Origin of the sequence: Micromonospora sp. NPDC047074 (assembly GCF_040643815.1) — a bacterium.
Classification (GTDB): domain Bacteria; phylum Actinomycetota; class Actinomycetes; order Mycobacteriales; family Micromonosporaceae; genus Micromonospora.
This window is the reverse complement of sequence record NZ_JBEYVB010000040.1, coordinates 16,756-40,668: the sequence shown is the minus strand read 5'-3', so window position 1 is coordinate 40,668 and position 23,913 is coordinate 16,756. Positions and strand designations below refer to the sequence as shown.

General features: G+C 72.9%; 20 protein-coding genes and 4 tRNA genes. 17 read left to right on the top strand and 7 right to left on the bottom strand.

Annotation, left to right across the window (positions count from 1 at the left end):
- The first annotated feature begins 26 nt into the window (after positions 1–26).
- From ABZ809_RS29405 to ABZ809_RS29330, 16 genes are all read left to right on the top strand, one after another.
- A tRNA-Glu gene (locus ABZ809_RS29405) sits at positions 27–101 on the top strand.
- A 29-nt stretch (positions 102–130) separates the two neighbouring features.
- A tRNA-Trp gene (locus ABZ809_RS29400) sits at positions 131–205 on the top strand.
- Between the two features lie 21 nt (positions 206–226).
- A tRNA-Ser gene (locus tag ABZ809_RS29395) sits at positions 227–299 on the top strand.
- A gap of 26 nt (positions 300–325) precedes the next feature.
- Positions 326–1,912 (top strand): ankyrin repeat domain-containing protein, encoded by a 1,587-nt coding sequence (locus ABZ809_RS29390; protein WP_357565864.1) that lies wholly within the window; start codon positions 326–328, stop codon positions 1,910–1,912.
- A gap of 41 nt (positions 1,913–1,953) precedes the next feature.
- Positions 1,954–2,029, top strand: a tRNA-OTHER gene (locus ABZ809_RS29385).
- Between the two features lie 24 nt (positions 2,030–2,053).
- On the top strand, positions 2,054–3,562 hold the full coding sequence (locus ABZ809_RS29380) for an SDR family NAD(P)-dependent oxidoreductase (RefSeq protein ID WP_357565863.1): 1,509 nt from the start codon (positions 2,054–2,056) through the stop codon (positions 3,560–3,562).
- Positions 3,559–4,695 carry a gala protein gene (locus ABZ809_RS29375; protein WP_357565862.1) on the top strand — a complete coding sequence of 379 codons (1,137 nt, stop codon included), beginning with the start codon at positions 3,559–3,561 and terminating at the stop codon, positions 4,693–4,695. Before ABZ809_RS29380 ends, ABZ809_RS29375 begins: the two co-directional genes overlap by 4 nt.
- On the top strand, positions 4,692–6,533 hold the full coding sequence (locus ABZ809_RS29370; protein ID WP_357565861.1) for an ankyrin repeat domain-containing protein: 1,842 nt from the start codon (positions 4,692–4,694) through the stop codon (positions 6,531–6,533). The genes ABZ809_RS29375 and ABZ809_RS29370 overlap by 4 nt, the downstream gene beginning before the upstream one ends.
- Entirely contained in the window at positions 6,530–7,711 is a 1,182-nt protein-coding gene (locus ABZ809_RS29365) for a MoxR family ATPase (protein WP_357565860.1), read from the top strand. Before ABZ809_RS29370 ends, ABZ809_RS29365 begins: the two co-directional genes overlap by 4 nt.
- Entirely contained in the window at positions 7,708–8,895 is a 1,188-nt protein-coding gene (locus ABZ809_RS29360; RefSeq protein WP_357565859.1) for a VWA-like domain-containing protein, read from the top strand. Before ABZ809_RS29365 ends, ABZ809_RS29360 begins: the two co-directional genes overlap by 4 nt.
- Before the next feature lie 135 nt (positions 8,896–9,030).
- Complete coding sequence (locus tag ABZ809_RS29355) at positions 9,031–9,756, top strand: GntR family transcriptional regulator (RefSeq protein WP_357565858.1); 726 nt, start codon at positions 9,031–9,033, stop codon at positions 9,754–9,756.
- A complete protein-coding gene (locus tag ABZ809_RS29350; protein WP_357565857.1) occupies positions 9,753–10,604 on the top strand; it encodes a sterol desaturase family protein in 852 nt (283 codons plus the stop codon). The genes ABZ809_RS29355 and ABZ809_RS29350 overlap by 4 nt, the downstream gene beginning before the upstream one ends.
- Positions 10,601–11,260, top strand: a complete 660-nt coding sequence (locus ABZ809_RS29345) for a lysoplasmalogenase (protein ID WP_357565856.1) — start codon at positions 10,601–10,603, stop codon at positions 11,258–11,260. The genes ABZ809_RS29350 and ABZ809_RS29345 overlap by 4 nt, the downstream gene beginning before the upstream one ends.
- A gap of 165 nt (positions 11,261–11,425) precedes the next feature.
- Entirely contained in the window at positions 11,426–12,346 is a 921-nt protein-coding gene (locus ABZ809_RS29340) for a polyphosphate polymerase domain-containing protein (protein WP_357565855.1), read from the top strand.
- A gap of 7 nt (positions 12,347–12,353) precedes the next feature.
- Positions 12,354–13,031 (top strand): DUF4956 domain-containing protein, encoded by a 678-nt coding sequence (locus ABZ809_RS29335; RefSeq protein ID WP_357565854.1) that lies wholly within the window; start codon positions 12,354–12,356, stop codon positions 13,029–13,031.
- Positions 13,031–14,683: a CotH kinase family protein gene (locus tag ABZ809_RS29330; protein WP_357565853.1), complete on the top strand. Its 1,653-nt coding sequence runs from the start codon at positions 13,031–13,033 to the stop codon at positions 14,681–14,683. The genes ABZ809_RS29335 and ABZ809_RS29330 overlap by 1 nt, the downstream gene beginning before the upstream one ends.
- Positions 14,684–14,729: 46 nt before the next feature.
- Here ABZ809_RS29330 and ABZ809_RS29325 read toward each other — a convergent pair whose 3' ends face one another.
- From ABZ809_RS29325 to ABZ809_RS29310, 4 genes are all read right to left on the bottom strand, one after another.
- Entirely contained in the window at positions 14,730–15,665 is a 936-nt protein-coding gene (locus ABZ809_RS29325) for a hypothetical protein (RefSeq protein WP_357565852.1), read from the bottom strand.
- Between the two features lie 238 nt (positions 15,666–15,903).
- Positions 15,904–16,947 carry an enediyne biosynthesis protein gene (locus ABZ809_RS29320; protein ID WP_357565851.1) on the bottom strand — a complete coding sequence of 348 codons (1,044 nt, stop codon included), beginning with the start codon at positions 16,945–16,947 and terminating at the stop codon, positions 15,904–15,906.
- Positions 16,944–18,854: a CRTAC1 family protein gene (locus tag ABZ809_RS29315; RefSeq protein WP_357565882.1), complete on the bottom strand. Its 1,911-nt coding sequence runs from the start codon at positions 18,852–18,854 to the stop codon at positions 16,944–16,946. Before ABZ809_RS29315 ends, ABZ809_RS29320 begins: the two co-directional genes overlap by 4 nt.
- A 452-nt stretch (positions 18,855–19,306) precedes the next feature.
- Positions 19,307–20,071: a MerR family transcriptional regulator gene (locus ABZ809_RS29310; protein WP_357565881.1), complete on the bottom strand. Its 765-nt coding sequence runs from the start codon at positions 20,069–20,071 to the stop codon at positions 19,307–19,309.
- Positions 20,072–20,406: 335 nt separating this feature from the next.
- Here ABZ809_RS29310 and ABZ809_RS29305 point away from each other — a divergent pair, with 335 nt between their 5' ends.
- Positions 20,407–21,171: an AraC family transcriptional regulator gene (locus ABZ809_RS29305; RefSeq protein ID WP_357565850.1), complete on the top strand. Its 765-nt coding sequence runs from the start codon at positions 20,407–20,409 to the stop codon at positions 21,169–21,171.
- Between the two features lie 387 nt (positions 21,172–21,558).
- Here ABZ809_RS29305 and ABZ809_RS29300 read toward each other — a convergent pair whose 3' ends face one another.
- The 3 genes from ABZ809_RS29300 to ABZ809_RS29290 are packed head-to-tail and all read right to left on the bottom strand — an operon-like array spanning position 21,559 to position 23,911.
- Positions 21,559–22,920, bottom strand: a complete 1,362-nt coding sequence (locus tag ABZ809_RS29300) for a cytochrome P450 (protein ID WP_357565849.1) — start codon at positions 22,918–22,920, stop codon at positions 21,559–21,561.
- Entirely contained in the window at positions 22,917–23,411 is a 495-nt protein-coding gene (locus ABZ809_RS29295) for a flavin reductase family protein (RefSeq protein ID WP_357565880.1), read from the bottom strand. The genes ABZ809_RS29300 and ABZ809_RS29295 overlap by 4 nt, the downstream gene beginning before the upstream one ends.
- Positions 23,412–23,470: 59 nt before the next feature.
- Entirely contained in the window at positions 23,471–23,911 is a 441-nt protein-coding gene (locus tag ABZ809_RS29290) for an acyl-CoA thioesterase (RefSeq protein ID WP_357565848.1), read from the bottom strand.
- Positions 23,912–23,913 lie beyond the last annotated feature (2 nt).

Here is a 23,913-nt window from a genome sequence, read left to right as displayed (position 1 = left end):
CGGCGGGCGTCCTACAATCCCTGCCGGCGAGCGGTAGCGCAGAGGTCGTCGCGTCTCCCTCTCACGGAGAAGGACGCCGGTTCGAATCCGGCCCGCCCGCCACCCGGGCGACGTCACCACCGCCCACGTGCGGGCCGTAGCGCAGCGGTCGTCGCGCCCGGTCTCCAAAACCGGGAGGACGCCGGTTCGAATCCGGCCGGCCCGCACCCCTACACTCGCCCGCGAGCGGGCCGTAGCGCAGCGGTCGTCGCGCCCGACTGCTAATCGGGAGGACGCCGGTTCGAATCCGGCCGGCCCGCTCCCGACGGGGAACGGGGACGCCGCGATGGAGCGCCGACACGAGCGGGACAGGCAGCTACGGTTCCTGAGGTACGCCTCGCCGCCAGGCATGGTCGCCGTCGCCACGGCCCGTCGCCGGGCCGACGACTGGCAGGGCGCGTGCGCGGCGGCACTCGTCGACACGCACATCGACCTGCGGGACGTGGCCTCCCGGTACGGCGGCGGCGAAGCCGCCCGGATCGAGGGCGAACTGCACGGCCTGGCCCCCGACCTGCTGCGCCGTTTCCTGCCCCGTACCGACTCCCTGGCCCTGCTGCCAGGGGCGTCCGTCGTGCTCACCCGGCTGCGCGGCGCGTTCCCGACGGACGCGGGCAGACCCGGCCCGGGCACCCCGCTGCTGGTGGTGACGCTGCCCCTCACCGACCGCGCGCCGCAGCGGATCGCCCTGCGGGTCACCGACAGCCGGCGACTGCCGATCCGGTGGCACGACCTGCCGGGCTGGTGCTGGGACGCGGACGCGGTGGCCGACCGGCGCCGGGCGTACGGCGCGTCGGCCCGCCGGCTCCCCTGGCACTCGCCCGATGGCCGCCCGCACCCGCAGGGCGGCGCGGCCGTGCCGGATGACGCCGACGACCGCGCCGCCGAGCTGGAGAGCGTGGCCGCGCTGCTGGCTGCCCGGCGGCCGGTGGCGGCGTACGACGCGGCCGGGGTCGCCGTCGGCCCGGACGAGGTCCTACTGCACGGCCCCCGGTTCGAGCACCTGCTCACCGCCCATGCTCCGGCACTGCCCGTACTCGCCGACGAAACCCGACGACTCGCCCGCCGCTACGCGGCGACGACGCAGTTCAGCATGGACCGCGCGCTTGCCGTCGAGGTCACCGCCGGAGGACGGCTGACCGTCCGCGCGGCGTCGTGGCACGAGCCGATCGCCGGACCGTGCGCCTTCGGGGTGCCCGCGCCGGCCGACGTGGCGCTGCTGCGCTGGGGCGACCTGACTCCGGACGAGTTGCATCCGCTGGTGCACGAGGCCCTGTTTCCAGAGCGGGCACAGCGGTGGCGCGCCCCGGAACCGCAGCCGAAGCCGCCGATCCGGATCCGGTGCGGGCTGGACTGGCACACCGTCCGGATCGCCGCCGGTCGCCTCGACACCCCGTGTCACAGCGACGAGGAACTGCGCCGGGAGTTCCTGCTCGCCGGGTTGGGCGGGCCGCTCTCGGGCTGCGCGGCGGCGGTGCGCGCCTGGCGTACGGGAGCGAGCCCGGTGCCGAAGGAGATCCGCAAGGTCCGGCAGGACGTCTTCGCCCGCGCGTTGCACGGCGACACCGACGGCCTGCTCGCCCTGCTCGCCGGGGGCCTCGATCCCGGGCTACGGGACGGCGCCGGCGGCACGCTGCTGCACTGGCTGTCCCACCTGGACCAGCCGAGGATGCTGCCGGCGCTCGTCTGGGCCGGTCTCCACGTCGACGACCGGGACCGCAACGGCCGCACCCCGCTGCACGCCGCCGCGGCGGCGATGGACACCGAGGTGATGGCGGCCCTGCTCGCGGTCGGCGCCGACCCGGACGCCGTGGACGCGCAGGGCCGCACCCCCGCCGCGCTGCTCGCCGCCACTCGGCAGCTGACGCGACGGTAGTCGACGCGCTGTCGGTGGCCTTCGGTATGCTCCCGCGCGGCGAGGCCGTAGCGCAGAGGTCGACGCGCCTTGACAGCAAGCTGGAGGACGCCGGTTCGAATCCGGCCGGTCTCGCCACCACCCCCGCCGCGAAGGAGCACCGTGTCCGTCGACCGCGCCGAGCTGGCGGCCTGCCTGGCCGTCCTGGCCCGACTCGACGACGCCGACCTGGACGAGGCGACCCGGCAGGAGCTGGAACGGGCGGTCACCGCCGCCCACCGGGGGGTGAAGAGGCGCGCCAAGGCCCGCCGCGACGCGGCGACCCGGGCGGCGGACCGTGCGCTGCTGGCCGACGCCACCCGCTTCCGGACCGAGATCCCCGATCCCGCACCGCCCGTCGCCGACCGGCCGGGAGCGGACCGGATCGCCGCGGAACGGGCCGCCGTGGACCGGATCGCCGCGGAACGGGCCGCCGTGGAGCAGGGCGCCGCGGAACGGGCCGCCGTGGAGCAGGGCGCCGCGGAACGGGCCGCCGTGGAGCAGGGCGCCGTGGAGCGGGACGCCCTCGGGCCGACCGGCGCGGCCGGGCCCGGGTCGCTGCGCCGGGAGCGGCACTGTTACGTGTGCAAGCAGCCCTACCGGCAGGTGGACGTCGACTACCACCTGATGTGCCCGCCGTGCGCGACGGAGAACCGCGAGCGGCGGCACGCCCGCTGTGACCTGACCGGCCGGACCGCCGTGGTGACCGGCGGCCGGGTGAAGATCGGCTTCCACACCGCGCTGAAGCTGCTCCGCGACGGCGCCGACGTGATCGTGACGACCCGGTTCCCCCGGGACGCCGCCCGCCGCTTCGCCGCCGTACCGGACGCGGACGACTGGGCCGACCGGCTCTACGTGCACGGGCTGGACCTGCTCGACCTGGCCGGCACGATCGAATTTGTCGCGCTGGTCGGCCGACGCTTCGCCGGGCTGGACATCCTGGTCAACAACGCGGCGCAGACGCTCTACCGGCCGGAGGCGTACCACCGGGAGGTCCGGGCGGGCGAGTCGGCGGCGCTGGAGGGGCCGGCGGCGCGGATCGCGATCGGCGCCGCGCCCGCCGCCACGGTGCGGCGGCTGCCCGCCAGGCTGGACGCGTTCTTCCCGGCCGGGCAGGTCGACGAGACGGGCCAGCCACTCGACCTGCGTGAGGTCAACTCGTGGGTGCTCAGCGACGCCGACGTGAGCCCGCACGAGTGGTTGCAGGTGCACGTGGTCAACGCGTTCGCGCCCTTCCTGCTCACCTCCCGGCTGCGCCCGCTGATGCAGGCAAGCGCCCGCCCGCAGCGGCACGTCGTGCAGGTCTCGGCGATGGAGGGCAGCTACAGCCGCTCCGGCAAGACCACCCGGCACCCGCACACCAACATGGCCAAGGCGTCACTGAACATGCTGGTCCGCACGGTCGCGCCCGACTACCTGACCAGCGGCATCCACATGAACAGTGTGGACACCGGCTGGGTCACCGACGAGCGGCCGCACCCCGCCAAGACCGCACAGCGTGACCTCGGATTCCGGCCGCCGCTCGACGTGGTCGACGGCGCGGCGCGGGTCTACGACCCGGTCGTCCGGGGCGTCCGCGGCGCGCCGGTGAACGGCCAGTTCCTCAAGGACTACCGGAGCGTGCCCTGGTGACCGATCCCACGCCGGTGCGGTGCCCGGCCATCACCGACCCCGACGCCGGGCTCGCCGACCCGGGCGACTTCGACCCGCTGCTACTGCGTCTCGCCGTGCCGGACACGGTGGTCGCGCCCGAGGAGTTTCCGCGCGGCACCGTGCAGCCCGACGGGCGACTCGACCTGTGCAAGCAGGGTGTCGGCCCGGTGCAGACCGCCCGGATCGTGGCCGCCGCCGTCGACTCACCGCTGGTGCGGCACCTGCTGCTGGGCACCAACGGCCTCGGCGCGGACGGCGCCCGGGCGGTCGCCGAGGCGCTGCGCCCGGGGCACCATCTCGAAACGCTCTACCTGGGCTGCAACCGGATCGACCCGGCCGGGGTCGACGCGCTCGCCGCGCGGCTGGCCGGCGACCAGACGGTGCGGGCGCTGTGGCTCAAGCGCAACCCGGTCGGCGACGAGGGCGTCCGACGCCTCGCCGCCGCGCTCGCGGTGAACACCACCATCCGCACGCTGGACCTGGTCAACGTCGGGATGAGCGTACGCGGGCTGGCCGCTCTCGCCGAGGCGCTGGCCGACCGGGAGCGGCCGGTGCAACGGCTTTTCCTCGGCGGCAACGGCTTCGGCCCGGACGCGGTGCCGGTGCTCGGCGCGCTGGTCCACGCCGCCGGGGTCCGGGAGCTCTACCTGGCGGCAAACCACCTCGGGGACGTCGGCGTCGCCACCCTCGCCGAGCTACTCGACGGGGTGGAGGTGACGCTCGGCCTGGGCGGCAACGGGATCACCCCGGTCGGGGTGGCGGCGCTGGCCGGGCACCTGGGCGCCTGGCGGGCGCTGGACCTGGCCCGGCCGCCCTCGGAGCGGGCCCTGGGCGCGCGCGGCAACCTGGTCGGCGACGTGGGCGCCGCGGCGCTGGCCGACGCGCTGCCCGCCGCCCGGCTGCGCCGGCTGGACCTGCGGCGTACGGAGGTCGGTGGGCGGGGCGCGAAGCGGCTCGTCGCGGCGGTCGAGGGTCATCCGACGCTGGAGTACCTGGGCATCAACGGAGGCGTGCCGCGCCGGCAACGTCGCCGGGCCTCGGCGCTGCTCGCCGAACGGCCGGTCACCGCGCCGCACGAGGACATCCGGGCGATCGCGAGCGTCTACCGGTGAACCGTCCCCTCCTCGACGAGATCCGCACCTGGCAGCGCGTCCGGCGGTACGCCGTGCCGGCCGCGATGATCGAGGCGTGCGGCGCGGCCCGGGAGGCCGGTGACTGGCGGGCCGCCTGCGCGGCCGGGCGCATCGACGTGGCGTTCGACCTGGGTGAGGTGGCCCGGGAGCACGGCCGGGCCCGCGCCGGCCAGGTCGAGGCGGACCTCGACGCCCTCGCCCCCGACCTGCTGCGCTGGCACCTGCCGCGGGTGCTCGGCGGTCGCACCGGCGTCGCCACCCACGAGCGTTTCGTGTTGTCCACCGTGGCCGGCCGGTTCGACGAGCGCGACGTCGCGCTGGCGGTGGACACGCCGAAGACGGTCGACGGGTCGCAGCGGCTACGGCTGACCGTCCGCCCCGCCCTGACCGAGGGCGCCCCCCGACAGGACCTGCCGCCGGTGTACTGGAGCGCCGCGCACGTCGACGGTCTCGCCAACGCGTACGGCGGCTCGCCGGCCCGGCTGCCCGGCTTCGCGGCCGACGGCGCGGTCCTGCCGTTCGAGGCGTACGCGACGGTGGCCGACCCGGGTGATCCCGCGAGCCGGGCCGAGGCGTTCGACCGGCTCGTCGCCGGCGGCGAGACGGTCGAGGCGTGGGCCGTCGCCGGCGTCGGTCTCGACCCGGGGGTCCCGGCGACCTACTACCTCAACCACGAGGTCGCGAGCGCCGCCCGAGGCTGCCTGGTGCCGCTCGGGCTGGACGCCGAGCTGGCCCGGCTGGAGGACCGCTACGGTGTCGACCGGGTGATGATCTGGTCCCGGGGGCGGCCGGTGGCGGAGGTGCGGCGGGTGGGCGCCGGCACCGTGGCCGCCACGTTCGTGGGATACGAGCACGAGCACTTCACCCGCCCGCGCTTCGCCGGCGTGGTCCACGAGCGCCCCACCGACCTGGACCTGCTGCGGCACGGCCTGCTCCGCGCCGCGGACCTGCACCCCCTGGTGCGGCGGGCCCTGTTCCCGTCAGCACCGCCCACGCCGGACACCGGTTCGCCGCCGTGTCCCGACTGGAACCGGTGGAGGGAGTCGTCGCGGCGATGGCACGCACCGGCACCGGTCCGGCTGCGTGCAACACGGGCCGGGACGGCACGGCCGGGAACGGCAGACCCGAAGCCCACGCAGGCCGAACAGCCGGAGACGGCGCGGGCCGGGACGGCGCGGCCGGAGGTCGCCGGTCTGCGGGTGGAGGTGCCGGTGCGGTGCGGGGGTGGCTGGCACACCCTCGTCCACGGTGACGGCCGGCTCGATCCGGTCTCGCACACCGCCGAGGAGGTCGCCGGGGAGGAGCTGCTGCGCGCCCTCGGCGGGCAGTCGGCGGGCTGCTTCGCCGCCGTGCAGGCGTGGCGCGGCGGGACCAACCGGCTGCCCCGGCCCCTGCGCGAGCTGCGGCGCGACGTGCTGCTGCGGATCCAGCACGGCGGCGCGACGACGTTGGCCGCGCTGCTGGACGCGGGGCTCGATCCGAGGATGGGCGACGGCCGGGGCGGCACGCTGCTGCACCAGCTACGCGCGGTGGAGGACGTCTCGCTGGTCCGGCGGCTGCTCGACGCCGGCGTGCCGATCGGGGCCGGGGACCGGCGGGGCCGCACCGCGCTGCACGTGGCCGTCGGCGACGGCGGCACCCCGGAGCTGGTCCGCGCGCTGCTGGTCGCCGGCGCCGATCCGGACGCCCCCGACGAGGACCACCGCAGCCCTCGCGAACTGGCGGCGGGGAAGGCGAGCATGTACGACGACGACGGCGAGGACGTGCAAGTGGTGTTCCGGATCCGGGACGTGCTGGCGGGATGGGGCGACGCATGACGGCGGCCATACGGGCGTTGGCCGCCGCCGACGACCTCGTCGCCGCCACCCGCGCGTGGCGGACCGAGCCCGCCGCCGACCCGAAGGTCGAGGCGCTGGCCCTGGCGGTCTCGGCGAACCTGCCGGTGCTGCTGTGGGGCGAGCCCGGCATCGGCAAGTCCGCCACCCTCCAGCAACTCGCCGACGGGCTGGGTCTGCCGCTGGAGACGGTCATCGCCAGCGTGCACGAGCCGTCGGACTTCGCGGGGCTGCCGATCGTCGGGGACTCCCCCGCCACCGACGGGGTGCCGATGGCCCCGCCGGACTGGGCGGTCCGGCTGGCGCGTACCGGCTCGGGGTTGCTCTTCTTCGACGAGCTCTCCTCCGCGCCGCCGGCGGTGCAGGCGGCGCTGCTGCGGGTGGTGCTGGAGCGCCGGGTCGGCAGCCTGTCGCTGCCGCCGTCGGTGCGGATCGTGGCGGCGGCGAACCCGCCGACCAGCGCGGCGGACGGCTGGCACCTGGCCCCGCCGTTGGCGAACCGGTTCGTGCACCTGCACTGGACGCACGACGCGCGCACCGTCGCGCGGGGCCTGGCCGGGACGTGGCCGGCGGTGACCGTGCCGGAGGTACGGGCCGGGCGCACCGCGACGGCGCTGGCCCGGGCCCGCGGCGCGATCGCGGGTTTCCTCACCGCCCGGCCGGGGCTGACCCACCATCTGCCGGCCGACGCCGAGGCACGCGGCGGCGCCTGGCCGTCGCCGCGCACCTGGGAGATGGTGCTGCGACTGCTCACCGTCCATTACGCGGCGGGGAGCGGCGCGGAGGCGCTGGCCCTGGCGGTGATCGGCGCGGTGGGCGACGGCGCGGGGTTGGAGTTCGTGACCTACCTGGAGAACCTGGACCTGCCCGACCCGGAGCGGGTGCTCGCCGACCCGGGGGCGTTCCGGCTCCCGGAGCGGGGCGACCGGCAGTTGGCGTTCCTCACCGCGGTGATCTCCGCGGTGCAGGCGAAGGTCGACCGGTCACGCTGGGAGGCCGGTTGGGTGGTGCTGGGCAAGGCCGTGGAGGCGGGCGTGCCGGACGTCGCAGCGCGTGCCGCGATGGACCTCGCGGCGCTGCGCGACACCTCCTGGCCGGTGCCGCCGGCCATCCACGCCTTCGCCGAGGTGCTGGGGCTCTCGGGGCGCTTGAGCGGATGACCTCCGACGGTCCCCGGCTGGACCGGACGAAGCTGCTCGCGGCCCGGTTCCGGGCGGCGCAGGACCGGCCCTACCTGGCCACCGCGCTGTACAGCCTGACCGTGGTGGAGTCCCGGGAGGTGCCCACGATGGGCGTGGACCGGCGGTGGCGCTGCCACGTCTCACCGTCCTTCGTGGACCGGCTGCCGGTGCCGCAGCTCGCGGCGGTGTGGATCCACGAGGTCGCCCACCTGCTCCGGGACCACCACGCCCGCGCCGACCGCCTCCCGCCGGGGCAGCGCAGCGACCAGTACCGGGTCAACGTGGCGCAGGACTGCGAGATCAACGACGATCTGCTGGCGGATCGGCTGCCGCTGCCGGCCGACCGGATCGAGCCGGTGACCTTCGGGCTGCCGGCGGGCCTGCTGTTCGAGGCGTACCTGCCGCTGTTGCCCCCGCACGTGCGGGGGCAACGCGCGCACGACTGCGGTTCCGGGGCGCACGGCGTCGACCGGCCGTGGGAGAGCGGTGGCGCGGGTGGGGTCAGCGCGGTGGAGGCGGGAGCGCTCCGCCGGGAGACGGCCCACGCGGTACGCGCCCACGTGCGCGGCCGCGGCCGCGGCAGCATCGCGGCCGGTTGGGAACGGTGGGCCGCCCAGGTGCTCGAGCCCCGGGTGGACTGGCGGCGGGCGCTGACCGGCGCGGTGCGGGAGGCCGCCGCGTGGGCCAGCGGCGCGATCGACTACACCTACCGGCGGCCGTCTCGACGCTCAGCGGCGACGCGCGGCGTGGTGCTGCCCAGCCTGCGCCGGCCCGTGCCGAGGGTGGCGATCGTGGTGGACACGTCGGGCTCGATGGGTGACGCGCAGCTCACCGCGGCGCTCACCGAGGTCGCCGGGGTGCTCCGGGCCGTCGGCGTCGGCGGCAACCGGGTCGCCGTGCTCGCCTGCGACGCGGCCGTGCACGTCGTACGCCGGGTGCACACCGTGGGCGAGGTGCGGCTGGCGGGCGGTGGCGGCACCGACATGCGGGTCGGGATCGAGGCCGCGTTGGCGGATCGACCGCACATCGTGGTGGTGCTGACCGACGGCCTGACCCCCTGGCCGGCCACGCCGCCGGGGTCCGCCCGGGTGATCGCGGGGCTGATCGGCGCGGACGGCTCGCCGCCCCCGTCCTGGATCACCAGCGTCACGATCGACGACTGATCCCGGGTCCGTCGCCCGGACCCGGCCGACGGCTGGCCGGCCCGCCGGTCGGTCGGCCGCCGGCAGGCGGAGCTTCGGAGCGGAACTGGTCCAACCAGTTGACGGGTTGATGTGGGCCGCGCCACACTCCTCGGCATGGCATTCGCTCCCGTCCCCCGCGCCTCGGTCTCCGACCACGTCTTCGGCCAGATCCGCGACGCCATCGTCAGCGGCGACTACCGCCCGGACGAGGCGCTGCCCGGCGAGCGGGAGCTGGCCGCCGTCTTCGGGGTCAACCGGCACGCCGTCCGGGAGGCCCTGCGCCGGTTGCAGCAGCTCGGCCTCGTCCGGGTCAGCCAGGGCGACGCCACCCGGGTGTTGGACTGGCGGGTGCACGCCGGGCTCGACCTCGCCCTGTCCCTCACCCGCGGCCACGACGCGCTCCCGGTGGGGACCCTGGTCCGCGACATGTTGGAGATGCGGGCCTGCATCGGTGTCGACGCGGCCCGGCTCTGCGCCGAGCGCGGCGATCCGGCGGTCCGGGCCGCGATCCTGCGGGCCGTGGAGGCGTACGCGGGCCTGGCGCCGGACCTGGCCGGGATGGGCGAGGCCACGATCGTGCTCTGGCGGCACATCGTCGCCGGCTCCGGCAACACCGCCTACCTGCTGGCCTTCAACAGCCTGGTGGCCGGCGCGCTCGCCGTCGGCGAGGTGCCACCGGAGCGCCGCGCCGCGGAACTGCTCGACGTCGCGGGCCACCGCCGGCTCGCCGACGCCATCGTCACCGGCCGGGCCGCCGACGCCGCCCACGAAGCGCGTGCCCTGCTCACCGCCCCCCTCACCACCCCCACCGCAGCACCGAGAAGGGAAGCCCGGGCATGATCCCCGCCGTGCTCTACGCCGTACCGGCGTTCCTGCTGCTGATCGCCGTCGAGGCGCTCTCCTACCGGTTCGCCCCCGCCGACGACGAACGCGGGTACGACCTGCGCGACACCGCCACGAGCCTGACCATAGGTGCCGGCAGCCAGGTCATCGGCGTGCCGTGGAAGCTGCTGACGGTCGGCCTCTACGCCGCCGCGTACACCGTCGCACCGATCCAGCTCTCCCCCACCAGCGTCTGGACGTGGGTGCTGCTGTTCTTCGCCGACGACCTCGCCTACTACTGGTTCCACCGGTGCCACCACGAGGTGCGGCTGCTCTGGGCCGGGCACGTGGTGCACCACTCCAGCGTCTTCTTCAACCTCTCGACGGCCCTGCGGCAGAGCTGGACCCCGATGACGTCCATCCCGTTCTGGCTGGGACTGGCGCTGCTCGGCATCCCCCCGTGGATGATCTTCCTCCAGCAGTCGGTCAGCCTGCTCTACCAGTTCTTCCTGCACACCGAGCGGGTCGACCGGCTGCCCCGACCGATCGAATGGATCTTCAACACGCCGTCGCACCACCGGGTCCACCACGGCGCGAACGCCGAGTACCTCGACCGCAACTACGGCGGCATCCTGATCGTGTGGGACCGACTGTTCGGCACGTTCGAGCCCGAGCGCGCCACCGTCCGGTACGGCCTCACCAAGAACATCGGCACCTACCACCCGCTGCGGGTGGTGACCCACGAGTACCGGGCGATCTGGGCCGACGCCCGGGCCGCCTCGTCCTGGCGGCACCGGCTCGGCCACGTGCTCGGCCGACCCGGCTGGCAGCCCGCCCCGCAGCCGCTCCCGGCGGTGGCCCGATGAGGCGCCTCTGGCCGTTCGGCGTGGTGGCCGCCGTCGAGCTGGTCGGCGTCGCCGCCGACTCGACCCTCCTCCAGTGGCTGGCCAAGCCCCTGCTCGCGCCGGTGCTGCTGGCGTACCTGCTGCGGGCACGCCGGCGCGTCGACCCCGTCGCCGTCGCGCTGGTCTTCGCGACCGGCGGCGACATCGCGCTGCTGGTGTCCGGCGACACGGCGTTCCTGGTCGGTATGGGCTGTTTCCTCGGCACCCAGGCGGCCCTCCTGACCGCCTTCCTGCGCCACCGGCGGCCGCCGGTGGCCGCGCTCGTCGGGTACCTCGCCTGCTGGGCGGCGGCCAACGCCGTGCTCTGGCCCTCCCTCGGCCCGCTGCGGCTGCCGGTGCTCGGCTACAGCCTCGCGCTCAGCCTGATGGCCGCCGCGGCGGCCGGGATCTCCCGGCGGGTCGCCGTGGGCGGGGCGCTGTTCCTGGTCTCCGACCTGCTGATCGGGCTGGACGTCGCCGGCACCAGGCTGCCCGCCCACGGCCTGGCCGTGATGACCACCTACATCGCCGCCCTGCTGCTCATCACGACCGGCTGGATGGCGGTGACGGCACGCCGGGACCGGTCCGTCGACAGCCCCGCGGCCCGCCCGGGGCCGGTGCCCGACGGCGCCCGGTAACCGACCCGACGGCGCCCGCCGGTCCCACCCGGACCGGCGGGCGCCGTCGTCCCGGCACCGGCCACCCGGCGTTCACCCGGGATTCACAAGGCATCCACACGCCGCTCACAGGTTGGCGGGTTTGGCTGGCGCCTGACCCCGTCCACCTCCGAGATCGGTGACGTCATGCGCCTTCCGTTCCGTGCCCGGCCCGCACCCTCCGGCGTCGACGAGGCGCCGGGTCCGGGCAGCCGCCCGGACCCGCCGGCCACGACCGGCGACACCGACCGGGCCGGGCACGCCCTGCGGGCGCCGAGCACACTGCACGCCTTCAACCGGTACGAGATCAAGTACCTCGTCGACAGCGGCACCGCGCGGACCCTGCGCGACGAGTTCGCCCGCCGGATGGTCCTCGACAGCCACGGTGGCGTCGCCGGCTACGGCGTGTGGAGCGTCTACTACGACACCTCCCAGCTGCGCTTCTACTGGGAGAAGATCGAGGGCCTCCGGTTCCGTCGCAAGCTGCGGATCCGGCACTACGGCGACCGTTCCACCATCACCGACGACACCACCGTGTACGTCGAGATCAAGCAGCGGGTCAACCGGGTCACCCAGAAGCGCCGGATCGCCCTGCCGTACCGGCTCGCCCGCGAGCTGTGCGACCGCCGCGTGCCGGTCGACCACGACGAGTCCCAGCGCGCCTTCGTCGAGGAGGTCCTCGAACTGGTCTCCGGGCTGGACCTGCGGCCGGTCGCGATGACCGGTTACCAGCGGGAGGCGTTCGTCGGCCGGGACGCCGACGCGGGCCTGCGGGTCACCATCGACCACCGCGTCCGGGGCCGCGACCGGGACTTCCACCTGGGTGCCGACGCCCAGAACCGGCTGATCGTGCCGGCGCGGCTGTCGGTGGTCGAGATCAAGGCCAACGAGCGGGTGCCGTACTGGCTCACCGATCTGGCCGCACGGTCGAGCATGTCGGTCGTCCGGATGTCGAAGTACTGCCAGAGCGTCGAGGCCTTCGGCCGCGCCCCCCGATCCGTCTTCCACGTCGTCGACGGCGACCCCGCCGCCGGCCTGTCCCACACCACCGTCACCAGCGAGGCATGAGACCACCATGGACTTCACCTTCCAGGACCTGTCCGGCACGTTCAGCGTCGCGGACATCGCGATCGCCCTGTCGCTGTCCTTCCTGCTCAGCGCGGCGATCGGCTGGGTCTACCGGTTCACCCACCGCAACGTGTCCTACAGCCAGTCCTACGTGCAGACGCTTGTCGTCCTCGGCATGCTCATCTCGCTGATCATGCTGGTGGTCGGGTCGAACATCGCCCGGGCCTTCGCGCTGGTCGGCGCGTTGTCCGTGGTGCGGTTCCGCAACGCCATCAAGGAGACCCGCGACGTCGGCTTCATCTTCCTCGTGATGGGCGTCGGCATGGCCTGCGGCACCCGTTTCTACACCCTCGCCGTCGTCGCCGCCGTCGCGATCGGCATGGTCATCCTGGTGATGTACCGGTTCGACTGGTTCGCCTCCTCGGTGCAGCGGCAGGTGGTCAAGGTGCAGGTGCCGCCGGACGCCGACCACACCGCGTCGATCCAGGACGTGCTGATCCAGCACACCAGCGAGTTCGAGCTGGTCAGCATGGAGACGATCCGCGGCGGCGCGCTCACGGAGATGATGTACACCGTGCGGCTGCGCAAGGGCCACGAGCCGGGCCAGCTCATCTCGGCGCTCAGCGCCCGCACGTCCGGCCAGCGGGTGACGGTACTGACCGGCTACGACCAGACGGACCTGTGATGTCGGCACGCTCCGCCGGCCCCGGACGCCGCCTCCTGCGCCGGATCCCGGTCCGCGTCCGGCACTACTGGCGACTGCTGGCGGGCTGCCTCGCGTTCCTCGCCGTCCTGCTGGTGGGGTTCAGCACGGTACGCGTGCAGCCGTACGTCACCAGCGGCAGCCGGTCCGCCGACGAGGTGACCCAGGACCTCGCCGGCACCCGGGAACTGTTTGACCCCACGGTCGCGCACAGCATCGCCCTGACGTTCCGCGACGCGGACTACGAACGGATGGTCGACACCTTCGCCAAGGAGGGCGAGAAGGAGTACCTGGAGGCCGACCTGACGATCGACGGCACCACGATCCCGAGCGTGGGGGTCCGGCTCAAGGGCAACTCGACGCTGGCCGGGCTGACCCGCGCCGGGGAGACCATCGGCAGGGCCGGCGGACGGCCCGGCGGGCAGCGGCAGGGTGGCGCCCCACCGGCCGGTGCCGCCCAACCCGGCGCCGACGCCCGGTCCGCAGGTGCCGCCCAACCCGACGCTGCCACCCAGCCCGGCGGGGGCGCCCGGCCCGGGGGCGGCTTCGGGCCCGGCGGCGGGCGGACCGTCCTCAAGACCGAGGAGCCCGAGACGCTGCCCTGGCTCATCCGGTTCGACGAGTTCGTCGAGGGCCGCCGCTACCAGGGGCACCGGGAGATCGCCCTGCGCGTCGGCGGCATGGGCGGCGGGTCGACGGTGCTCAACGAGGCCGTTTCCCTGCGTGTGCTCGCCGGGGCCGGGGAGGCGTCCCAGGGCTACGCGTACTCGCGGTTCGTCGTCAACGACCGGCCGGCAACCGCCCGGCTCGTGGTGGAGCACCCGGACGGCACCTTCGCCGACGGCCTCGACGGCGACGGCGTGCTCTACAAGTCCCTGGCCACCGGGAGCTTCACCTACCAGGGCGACGACCCCACGGAGTACCAGGACGACTTCAGCCAGGTCACCGGCAAGGGCGACCAGGATCTGCAGCCCGTCATCGACTTGGTGCGCTGGGTCGCCGACAGCAGCGACGCCGAGTTCGACACGCACCTCGCCGACCACGTCGACGTCGAGTCCTTCGCGCGCTACGTCGCGGCGCAGAACCTGCTGCTCAACTTCGACGACATGGCGGGCCCCGGGCGCAACTACTACCTGTGGTACGACCTGGCGACGAAGAAGTTCACGGTCGTCGGCTGGGACTACAACCTGACCTTCAGCGGCAGCGCCGACCAGGGGCCGCACGACGCGGGCCGGATGGGCGGCGGCTTCCCGGGCGGCCAGTTCCGGCCACCCGGCGGCCAGGCACCGCAGGGCGGCCAGGCACCGCAGGGTGCGCGGGCGCAGGACCGCATGCCCGGGCAGGGTGACGGGGAGCGGGCCGGCGGCGGGCCCGGGGGCGGCCACCGGCTCAAGGAACGCTTCCTCGCCAGCGCCGCCTTCAGGGCCGGCTACGAGGAGGCATACCGCGAGCTGTACCGCGAGATCTACGCCGACGGGACGGCGCTCACGGCGCTGGACGACCTGGCCGGGGTGGTCTCGACCATCGACGGGTACGACGCCCAGAGCCTCGCCACCGATGCGGAGCGGCTGCGCACGCTGATCCGGGAGCGCACCTCGCACCTGGCCACGGACGAGGTGGTCACGAAGGGCTGACCCGGTGGCGGGCCCGGGCGCGTGGCCGGGCCCGCCACCGCGACGGTCAGTTGTAGGGCATCGTCGGGAACCACCCGACCCCGAAGATCGCCGGTACGCGCAGGTCCCAGTAGACGACGGTGAAGACGCCCAGCGCGACCAGCAACGCGCCGGTCACCGTCGCGGCCCGGCGCGGCGACGCCATCCAGTCGAGGAACCGTCCCCGGCTCACCAGGATGAGGATCGCGAAGAGCGCCGCGACGATGACGATGTTGCCCAACGACTGGAGGGCGAAGGCGAGCGCGCCGTACGCCGGATTGCCGGTGTCCACCGCCCAGTGGAACAGTTTGTTGAACAGCGGATAGGGCCGGCCGACCAGGAAGCCCCCGACCAGGGCGCCCATCACGACCACCCGGGCGACCGGGCGGCCGGCGAAGACGTCCGGCAGCAGCCCGAGGGCCGCCAGCCCGAGGTACGTCAGTGCGAGCCCGATCAGGCCGAAGACCACCGAGGACTGGACCAGGCGGACCGGCATCCCGCCGACGGTGTCGGTGGACAGTTGCGGCAGGCGTTCGCCGAGGAGCACGCCGAGGGCGCCGTAGGTGACCGCCACCGCCAGCATGCCGGCCGTCAGCCAGGCCACGGGTCGCAGCAGCGAGCGTACGCCGTGGCGGTGACCCGTCGCGCCGGCCTGGCTCATCGGGCCGACCGAGGCCGCCATCGCGATGTTGCAGGCGGTGAAGGTCCCGGCGAAGCCGGACACGAAGGCGAACAGCAGCCCCGCCGCCGTACCGCTGATCGCGGTGCCCTTCGCGTCATGGCCGAGGAGGGCGTCGGCGACCGTGTCGCCGATGACCGAGTCGACGAACTCGAACGACCAGAGCACGGCGAGCAGGACGCCCGCCGCCGCGCTGATCAGCGCCGTCCGTCTGGGGCGTGCCGCCGGGAGTGGGGCGGACTGCTCCGGTACGCGTCGCGCAGGGGCTTCCGGGGTGGGGTACACGCATCGCCTCGCTTCGTCTCGGTCCGCGCCGACGGCTGTCCCGCGCCCCGAATCCGCCAGCGCCCCTCAGCGTGCCGGTCGCGACGGAGGCGGACGTCTTCAAACGTGCTCACTTTCGTCGGCCCCGTCAGTGATGCTCCCGCCCTTGCCGCCCGGGTCGACGACCCACCGGTGCCGGACACGGCCGTCGCCGGCGACCCCGAGGCGGGGCCGCCGGCGACGGATTGGAGGGGTGGGGTCAGGTGACGGCGTGCCGCGCCGCCGGCGCGTTCGCCTGCCGGGAGCGGTCCCGCAGCCAGATGCCCCACCAGAGCAGGCCCCGGGCGAGGCAGACGATCGTCACGGCGAAGAAGAGCGTGTAGACGACGTTGAAGGTGATCAGCACGCCGTACACGGCGGCGACGCTGCCGCCGAACATGAACTGGGCCCGGCCCGAGGTCGGGGTCGTGCCGGGGTCGGTGATCATGTAGTTGGTGAAGAGCACGAACGCGACACCGGTGATCGGCAGCAGGGCCGCCCAGAGCGCGACGTCCCAGATGAAGTGCCGCACCAACGCCTGGATCACGAAGCCGCCGACCCAGCCGACGACGAGCGGGATCTTCTTGGTCAGCACCCCGTTGAGCACCGTGCCGGCTGTCAGGATGACCAGCGGGACGAGGATCCGGACCATGTCCGGGACCTCCTCCGTGAAGTGGTACGGCGGCGCGATGTTGACCCAGGAGAAGGCGACCAGGGTCACCGTGATCCCGAAGTTGGACGGGTTCATGAAGTGCCGCATGCGGCCCTTGATCGGCGCCTGGAAGATCGCCTTCTGGCCGATGGCGACGACCACCGCGAACGCGATGGGCCAGAAGTTGTCGTTGGCGTAGAGCAGCATGTTCGCGGCGAGCGCGGTGATGTGGGTGGGCAGCAGGAACGTGTACATGCCCCAGGCGCCGTTGCCGGCGAACGCGGGCCGGCGCCGGTTCGCCCGCGCGGTGACCACCTCGACCACGATCTCGGTGACGTAGCCGACGGCGAGGGCGAGCAGCGGCCAGGTCCAGGGCTGCTCGAAACCGAGCACCGTGTAGCCGAGGATGTTGAAGATGCTCATGGAGATGGCGAAGTTGCGCAGGGCCAGGTAGCGGGGATCCCGCCGGTCGACCCGTGGCGTACCCGGCTTGTCGGTCGCGGCCGGCGCGTGCCGGTCGAAGGTGACGGCGGGTGCGGCGCCGGCGACCGTGCTGTCCGTCGCCTCCCGTACGCCGACGGCGCCACGCGTGTTGTCTCGGACGTCGGTCATTGTGCGTTCATCTCCTGAGCTTTGTCCGTGAGCATGATCGTGTGCCAGCCCGCGGCGAGGTCGAGGGTCTGCTTGTGCACGCCGCCGTTGAGGTCGCGCCAGGCGATCTCCGCCGAGACCGGCTTGTCGCCGGCGTCGCCGAGGCCGAAGAAGACGTCGAAGCTGCGCTTGCCCGAGTGCCCGCTGCCGCCGTCGAGCTGGGCGATGCGGGTGCGGCCGTCCGCGGTCTTCACCCGCACCTGGGCGCCGTACGCGGGCGTGCCGCGGCCGTCCTCCCCGGGCCGGCACAGGCGCAGGCCGAGGAAGTTGCCGGTGCCGGGCTTGTCGTTGCGGTAGTAGGACGGAGCGGCCCACTGGCGGGCCACCGCGAAGTCCTGGCCGCCGTCGCCGTTGGTGTCCGCCACGGCCACGCCCCGGCTCGGGGTGCTGTCGGTCATCCCGAGTTCGGCGGCGATGTTGGCGTAGCGGCCGTTGTCCTCCCGGACCCAGAAGGCGAACGGCTCGGCGCCGGCGATGTCGTCACCCGGTTCCGCCTTGGGCCACATGGCCGGGTTGCGGAGCATCAGGTCGTTGCTCATGGCCAGCTCCTGCAGCCACGACCAGCGGTTGATCTTGCCCTTCACGAACCCGGCGGTCTGGACCACCGACATCTCGCCGCTGTTGTCGAAGTCCGCCATCTTGGCGTCCCAGCCCCAGCCGACCCACGCCATGTTGAGCTCGGCGGCCTTGTTGTCGAACACCGCCTTGCCCTGGCTCAGGCGGTTGCGGGCGTCGGCCAGGCTCGACGAGTTGTTGCGCCAGACGAAGTTGCTCTCCTCCAGCCCCCAGGAGCTGGTGATGTTGCTGACGAACATGTCGAACTTGCCGGTGCCGCCGAGGTCGCCGAACTCGATGGACATGCCCTTGAACGAGTCGTGGCCGACCACCATGGACTTCGGCGTACGGTGACCCCGGCGCCCCTCCGCCACCTTGAACTTGATCTCACCCGGGCGGGAGACGTTGTGGAAGAAGCGGTCCCGCCCGAAGTCGTTGGCGAGGTACAGCTCCGGCAGCAGGTCGCCGTCGATGTCGGCGGAGCCGGCGCCGAGGGTCCAGCCGGTCGAGAACTCCGGCGCGATCGCGACCTGCTCGACGTACGTCACGCTCGGGTTGTCGCCGCTGGTGGCGGCGGTCCAGCGCAGCACGTGCGCACCACCGGCGTTCTGCGCGCGGGACAGCGAGTGGTTCATCTCGACGTTCGGGTGGCCGGCCGGATCGAGCACCTGGCTGTCCGGGAAGTAGTTGAAGACGCCGATGTCCGGACGGCCGTCGCCGTCGAAGTCCGCCACCGCGACCGCGTTGGTGTTCCAGAACTTGCCCTGGTACTCGCCGCTGGAGGAGGCGGACGGCTTGCCGATCAACTCGGTGGGCAGGAAGGTCGCCTTGGCCAGCGGTGCCTGCGCGGACGCGCGGTGCAGGAACATCACCGGCGTCCGACCCCAGTAGTAGACCAGCAGGTCGGTCAGCCCGTCGACGTTGAAGTCGCCGGGCACGCAGCCCATCGGCGCCATCGACTTGTGGGTGGGCAGCGGCGCCGGGTCCAGTACGAAGGGCGCGTACCGGGCCGGTCCGTCGGGCGACGGTGTGACGATCACGCTGTCGCTGCGGGTGTCGACCAGACAGAGATCGTTGGCGATCATGTCGCCGTCGAGGTCGTTCGCCGACACGGCGGCGCCGACGGACGACACCCACGCCCGGATGTGCTCGTACTCGGAGTTGACCGGCCGCACCGTGCGCTCCGGCAGGCCGGGCGGCAGCGCGATCGGCAGCTCGGTGAAGCCGAACCGCGACGCCAGCGTCCGACGCTCCTCGGCCGACGCGTTGGGCAGCCGGGCGACGACGAAGAACGCGGCCACGAGGACCAGCACGAAGACGGCGGGAATGATTCGGCGGATCGCGCCGACGGGTTGGGATGGCAAGGGTTCCCCTCCAGATTCGGCCACCACCGTGCCGCGCAGCGGCTAATGAGCCGTGCGGCCGGGGCTGGCGACGGGCGGTGTCGGCGGCTGAAAAAGGCAGCAATCGTCCCGACGGCAATTTTCTCACCGTCATCCGTCAGCAGTTGTTTGCCGCAGGATCGGGACATCCACCAGGCGCGGTGCTACGACTTACGCGGTCGGCGCTGCCATTTATCAGCCGATCGAGGCATGACGTGCGGTCCCTTCACGATGCCTGGTGAACCGGATGCGAAAGTCGCCGCCGGCTCACTTATAGTCGCGGGACCCCGGCCCGAATTCTTCTCAAAAGTTGCTCAGTGGCCGGCTCCGCCGCATGCGCGAGCGACCGCCGGGATCCGGCAACGTCAGCCGTTGGAACACCTTCACTCAACCGCGCTGAGTGGGAATCGCCGCGCCACGTGGCGCTCGTGCGCCATGCGGCGCAGGGCGGACAGCGCGACCCCGAACAGGACGCTGCGCACGAGCGCCGGGCCCTTCTCCGTCCCGCCCTCGTCGGCGGCCAGGTCGAACTCCGTCACGACGAGTTGCTCGGCGGCGCGGGCGTAGGAGACGAAGAAGGTCACCTCGGCCTCGCAGCCGAGGCTGCGCAGTCCCGCCAGGACGTGGGCCAGCACCTCGCCGGCGGGCGTACTGGCATCGTGGGACCAGTCGAGCGCCTCGACGAGCTCGGTCACCTCCGAGCGCGCGGAGTCCACTGCGGCCGGGCCGAGCGTCGTGGTCGAGCCGTCCAGATAGAGGGTGCGGTCCAGAACCTTGTACGCGTCCCGCAATGTGACATCGTCGTCGTCGATGGCGGCCAGGATCTCCCGTACAGAGGACAGGTCCAGGCCTCCTATCCCGGTCAGGGTCCGGATCAGACGGATCCGCCGCAGGTGCCGATCGTTGTAGTCGGCCTGGTTACGGCCGGTGGGCAGGCCAGCGGGAAGCAATCCCTCACGCAGATAGAACTTGATCGTCGGGACCGACACGCCACTCTGCCGACTGAGCTCCGAGATACGCACGGCGTCCTCCGCCCTGGCGAACGTTTGGGCAATCTTGCCATAGGAATCGATCAATAGCCATTGATCGATGGAAGCCGTGAGGCGGCAGACGCCGAGGCGGGCCGGGACGCCCGGCCACTTGATCATCACAGATCGGAGCACACGACGGATGTCCGAAAAATTATGCTAAGGATTGATAATCGCTAGCACGGATACTGGCGAGTTCCACAATACGATGTGCAATCTTAGCGATCTTAGCCCCGATCGTACAGTGGCACGTGCCAATTCTGGGCAAGAATTGATAAGCCCGCGTTCGTCACTCCGCGCTACGCTCCGAACGCAGAACGTGTTGACCGAACAGCTGACCTCGGCTAGCATCGACTGCGGTTAGCGGGGAATGGTGGCAGTCGACGCCCCAAGAATGACTCGGCCGAATTCGCCACATCCACACAATGGGATTGTCCGCAATCCGGGGGAGACAAATGCACGACACGGCAGAGCAGGCAGTGGAACGCGCAATCGACACCATGCGGAGCAATTTATCGGAGCAGTTGACGGTGGACGACATGGCTCGGGCAGCCATGTTCAGCAAGTTTCACTTCACGCGCATCTTCCAGCGGGTCACCGGCATCTCGCCAGGCCGATTCCTGTCCGCGATCCGCCTTCAGGAGGCCAAACGGCTGCTCACGACGACGAGGCTCAACGTCACCGACATCAGCCTCCGGGTGGGATACAACAGCGTCGGGACGTTCAGCACCCGCTTCACCAAGAGCGTCGGCCTGCCACCCACCACGTACCGACGGATGGGCGGCTTCGCTCCACGCATTCCCACCCAGCGCCCGACGGGCATAACGCAGGGCACCATTACCGGACGGATCACCGCTCCCCTGCACGGGCCGGTGCCCGGGCTCATCTTCATGGGCCTGTTCCCGCACCGCATCCCCGAGGGCCCGCCCGCGCGGTGCGCCATCCTGGAGTCCCCGGGCGCCTACCGCTTCGCGAACGTGCCCGACGGCACCTGGCACCTGCTGTGCCACTCGGTCTCCGGCGACGTGCTCCGGCTCCAGCAGGACAGGGTGATGGTGGCCGCGGTGGGGCCACTGACCGTACGCGGGCAACTGACCCTGACCGCCGACGCCCACCTCAAGCAGGTGTCCAAGATCGACCCGCCGGTGCTCCTGGCGCTGCTCGACAGCCGGAAGGCGGCGTACGAACGACAGGAACAGGCCAAGGTGTACGCGGCCTAGCCCTCCCCCGAGGGGTGCGCGCCGCGCACCCCTCGGGCAGCTTCCCCACGTCGGGCCGCCGGCGCCACACAGGGCGCCGGCGGCCCGACGCGCGCCCGCTCCCTCACCCAAGGCCTCCACACGTCCTCCCCTGCGCGCCTCGCCCGCCCCACCCCCCTTCGCGCCTCGCCCCGGCGGGCCCCGGCGGGCCCGTCGATCTTGCACTTCTGGCCCTCGGTTCGCCACCTTTGCACCTTTCGCGGGGGCAATAAGTGCAAGATCGACGCGCACGCTCGGCGCGCACGCTCGGCGCGGCAGAGCGCGGGGGTGGCGGACGGGGGACAGGGAAACAGGGGGACAGGGGTGGTCCCGCGGGCGCCGTGGCGCCCGCGGGACCGGTGGTGCTGATCAGTTGACCTTGTGGACCGTCATCGGCAGGCCACCACGCACCCGGAGCGACAGCATCGGCTCGGGCACCACCGGCCGGCCGGGCACCCCGACCAGGCGCACGTCCCTGAGCAGCATGGCCAGGACGAGGGTGGCCTCCATCATCCCCAGGTTGTTGCCCACGCAGAACCGCGGGCCGGCGCCGAAGGGGATGTACGCGTACCGGGGGCGTTCCGAGCTCCGTTGCGGGTCGAAGCGATCCGGGTCGAAGCGTTCGGGCGCGTCCCAGAACCGCGGATGGCGGTGCAGGGTGTACGGGGAGATGAGGATGTCCGCCCCCGCCGGCACGTGGTACCCGCCGATCTCGTCGGCGGCCTGCGCCTTGCGGGGCAGCAGCCAGACCGGTGGGTAGAGCCGGATGGCCTCCTCCACCACCATCGCGGTGTACCGCAGCTGGTGCAGGTCCTCGTACGCGGGCAGCCGGTCGCCGAGCACCGTCACGGCCTCGTCCCGGACCCGCTCCCTGATCTCGGGGTGCTGGTCCAGCAGGTGCAGGCTCCAGCCCAGCGTGCTCGCCGTCGTCTCGTGCCCGGCCAGCAGCAGCGTGACCAGTTCGTCGCGCAGTCGTTCCCGGGCCACCCGCGGGTCGCTCTCCTGCCGGGTCGAGAGGATCAGACGGGAGAGGACGTCGTCCCGCCCCTCCACGTCCCGGCCCCGGCCGGCGACCAGCTCGTCGACGACGTGCTGGAGGTGCCGGCGGGCACGCCGGAACCGGCGCTGCCGGGGCAGCGGGATCCAGTGTGGCACCGCGCTCAGCGTCTCCAGCTCGAACATCGCCTGGTCCTGTACGGCCGCGAAGGACCCGCCGACCCCGTGGAAGCCGTTCAGCTCGGCGTCGAGCAGGGTCCGCCCGAGCACCCCGAGGGTCAGCGTCGTCATCTCCTCCAGCACGTCCACGGCAGGGCCGCCGATCCGGGCCGACAGCCGCTCCACCAGCAGGGCGGCCTCCTCGCCGACCACGCCCGCGTACTGGGCGAGCCGCCGGTTCTGGAACGCCGGCTGGATGACCTTGCGCTGCTTGCGCCACAGCTCGCCCTCGCTGGTGAGCAGCCCGTCGCCGAGCGCCCGGCGGGCGTGCACCAGGCCGATGCCCTTCTGGTAGTTGGCGCTGTTGTCGGCCAGGACGTGCTTGGCGTGGTCGGGGTGGTTGAAGAAGTAGAGCTTCTTGTGCCCGACCGGCAGCCGGGCGGCGTCGCCGTACCGGTCCGCCGCCAGGGTCATCATCCGCAGCCGGTCCCGGCCCATCAGGACCAGCATGCTCAGGGCGTGGGAGCGCGGGGGGCCCTGCGGCGTACGCGGGCCCCGCTCCTCGGTCGTCGTCATGCCACCTCACCCCGCTCCCGCTCGACCTGACGGAACCGCCCGGAGAGGAAGACCAGGGCCTCCCCGTCCGCCCGGCGCTCCAGGGAGAGCAACCGGCCGAGGAAGATGGTGTGGTCGCCGCCCTCGTAGGAGCGCCACACCTCGCACTCGAAGTGGGCGAGGGCACCGTCGATCAGGGGTGCCTTCGTCGCCCGGCCCGGCCGCCAGTCCACCTGGTCGAACTGCTCGCTGCCGAGCGGTCGCCGCCCGTCGGCGAAGTAGCGGGCCACCTTCTCCTGGTCCTCGGTCAGCACCGAGACCGCGAACTCCCGGGTCTCGGAGAGGCAGGCGTGCATCACCGCGTTCCGGTCGACGCACACCAGCAGCAGCGGCGGGTCCAGCGACACGGAGGTGAAGGCGTTGGCGGTCATCCCGTGCGGGGTCGCACCGCCGACCGTCACCACCGTGACGCCGGTCGCGAAGGCGCCGAACGCCCGCCGCAGTGCCGTCACGTCGGGCGTCCCGACGGTGAGTGTTCGCTGTACGTCCACGACGTCTCCTCCTCGCGCCTTCAGGAGCGCCGCGCCGAGGTGTACGGCGCGAGCGCCGTCACCAGTGCCTCCGGCACCCTCGCCGGCACGGTGCGGGTGTTCGGGCCGCGCATGCAGGCGATCCGCTGCCGACCCCGGGCCACCAGCGTCTCGCCGCCGTCCCGGTCGAGCTTGACGTAGTCGAAGCTGAACTCCACCTGGGTCTGCGCCAGTTCCTCCAGGCGCATCCGGATGGACAACTCGTCGAACGCGGTGATCTCGGCGAAGAACTCGCAGTCGACGCGGAGGGTGAACAGCTTCAGGTCATCCCGCACGTCCGCCAGCACGTCCGGCGCCCGTTCCTTGAGGAACATCTCCCGGCAGCGCCCCTGCCAACGCAGGTAGTTGACGTAGTACACGTTGCCGACGAGGTTGGTCTCCTCGAAGCCGACCGTGTGCAGGTACTCGAAGTACTTGTCCATGG

Bases quoted from the DNA above. Each gene is read 5' to 3' on its own strand.
- ABZ809_RS29390 (WP_357565864.1), top strand. From the start codon at position 326: ATGGAGCGCCGACACGAGCGGGACAGGCAGCTACGGTTCCTGAGGTAC.
- ABZ809_RS29365 (WP_357565860.1), top strand. From the start codon at position 6,530: ATGACGGCGGCCATACGGGCGTTGGCCGCCGCCGACGACCTCGTCGCC.
- ABZ809_RS29360 (WP_357565859.1), top strand. From the start codon at position 7,708: ATGACCTCCGACGGTCCCCGGCTGGACCGGACGAAGCTGCTCGCGGCC.
- ABZ809_RS29355 (WP_357565858.1), top strand. From the start codon at position 9,031: ATGGCATTCGCTCCCGTCCCCCGCGCCTCGGTCTCCGACCACGTCTTC.
- ABZ809_RS29350 (WP_357565857.1), top strand. From the start codon at position 9,753: ATGATCCCCGCCGTGCTCTACGCCGTACCGGCGTTCCTGCTGCTGATC.
- ABZ809_RS29345 (WP_357565856.1), top strand. From the start codon at position 10,601: ATGAGGCGCCTCTGGCCGTTCGGCGTGGTGGCCGCCGTCGAGCTGGTC.
- ABZ809_RS29340 (WP_357565855.1), top strand. From the start codon at position 11,426: ATGCGCCTTCCGTTCCGTGCCCGGCCCGCACCCTCCGGCGTCGACGAG.
- ABZ809_RS29335 (WP_357565854.1), top strand. From the start codon at position 12,354: ATGGACTTCACCTTCCAGGACCTGTCCGGCACGTTCAGCGTCGCGGAC.
- ABZ809_RS29330 (WP_357565853.1), top strand. From the start codon at position 13,031: ATGTCGGCACGCTCCGCCGGCCCCGGACGCCGCCTCCTGCGCCGGATC.
- ABZ809_RS29320 (WP_357565851.1), bottom strand. From the start codon at position 16,947: ATGACCGACGTCCGAGACAACACGCGTGGCGCCGTCGGCGTACGGGAG.
- ABZ809_RS29310 (WP_357565881.1), bottom strand. From the start codon at position 20,071: ATGATCAAGTGGCCGGGCGTCCCGGCCCGCCTCGGCGTCTGCCGCCTC.
- ABZ809_RS29305 (WP_357565850.1), top strand. From the start codon at position 20,407: ATGCACGACACGGCAGAGCAGGCAGTGGAACGCGCAATCGACACCATG.
- ABZ809_RS29300 (WP_357565849.1), bottom strand. From the start codon at position 22,920: ATGACGACGACCGAGGAGCGGGGCCCGCGTACGCCGCAGGGCCCCCCG.
- ABZ809_RS29290 (WP_357565848.1), bottom strand. From the start codon at position 23,911: ATGGACAAGTACTTCGAGTACCTGCACACGGTCGGCTTCGAGGAGACC.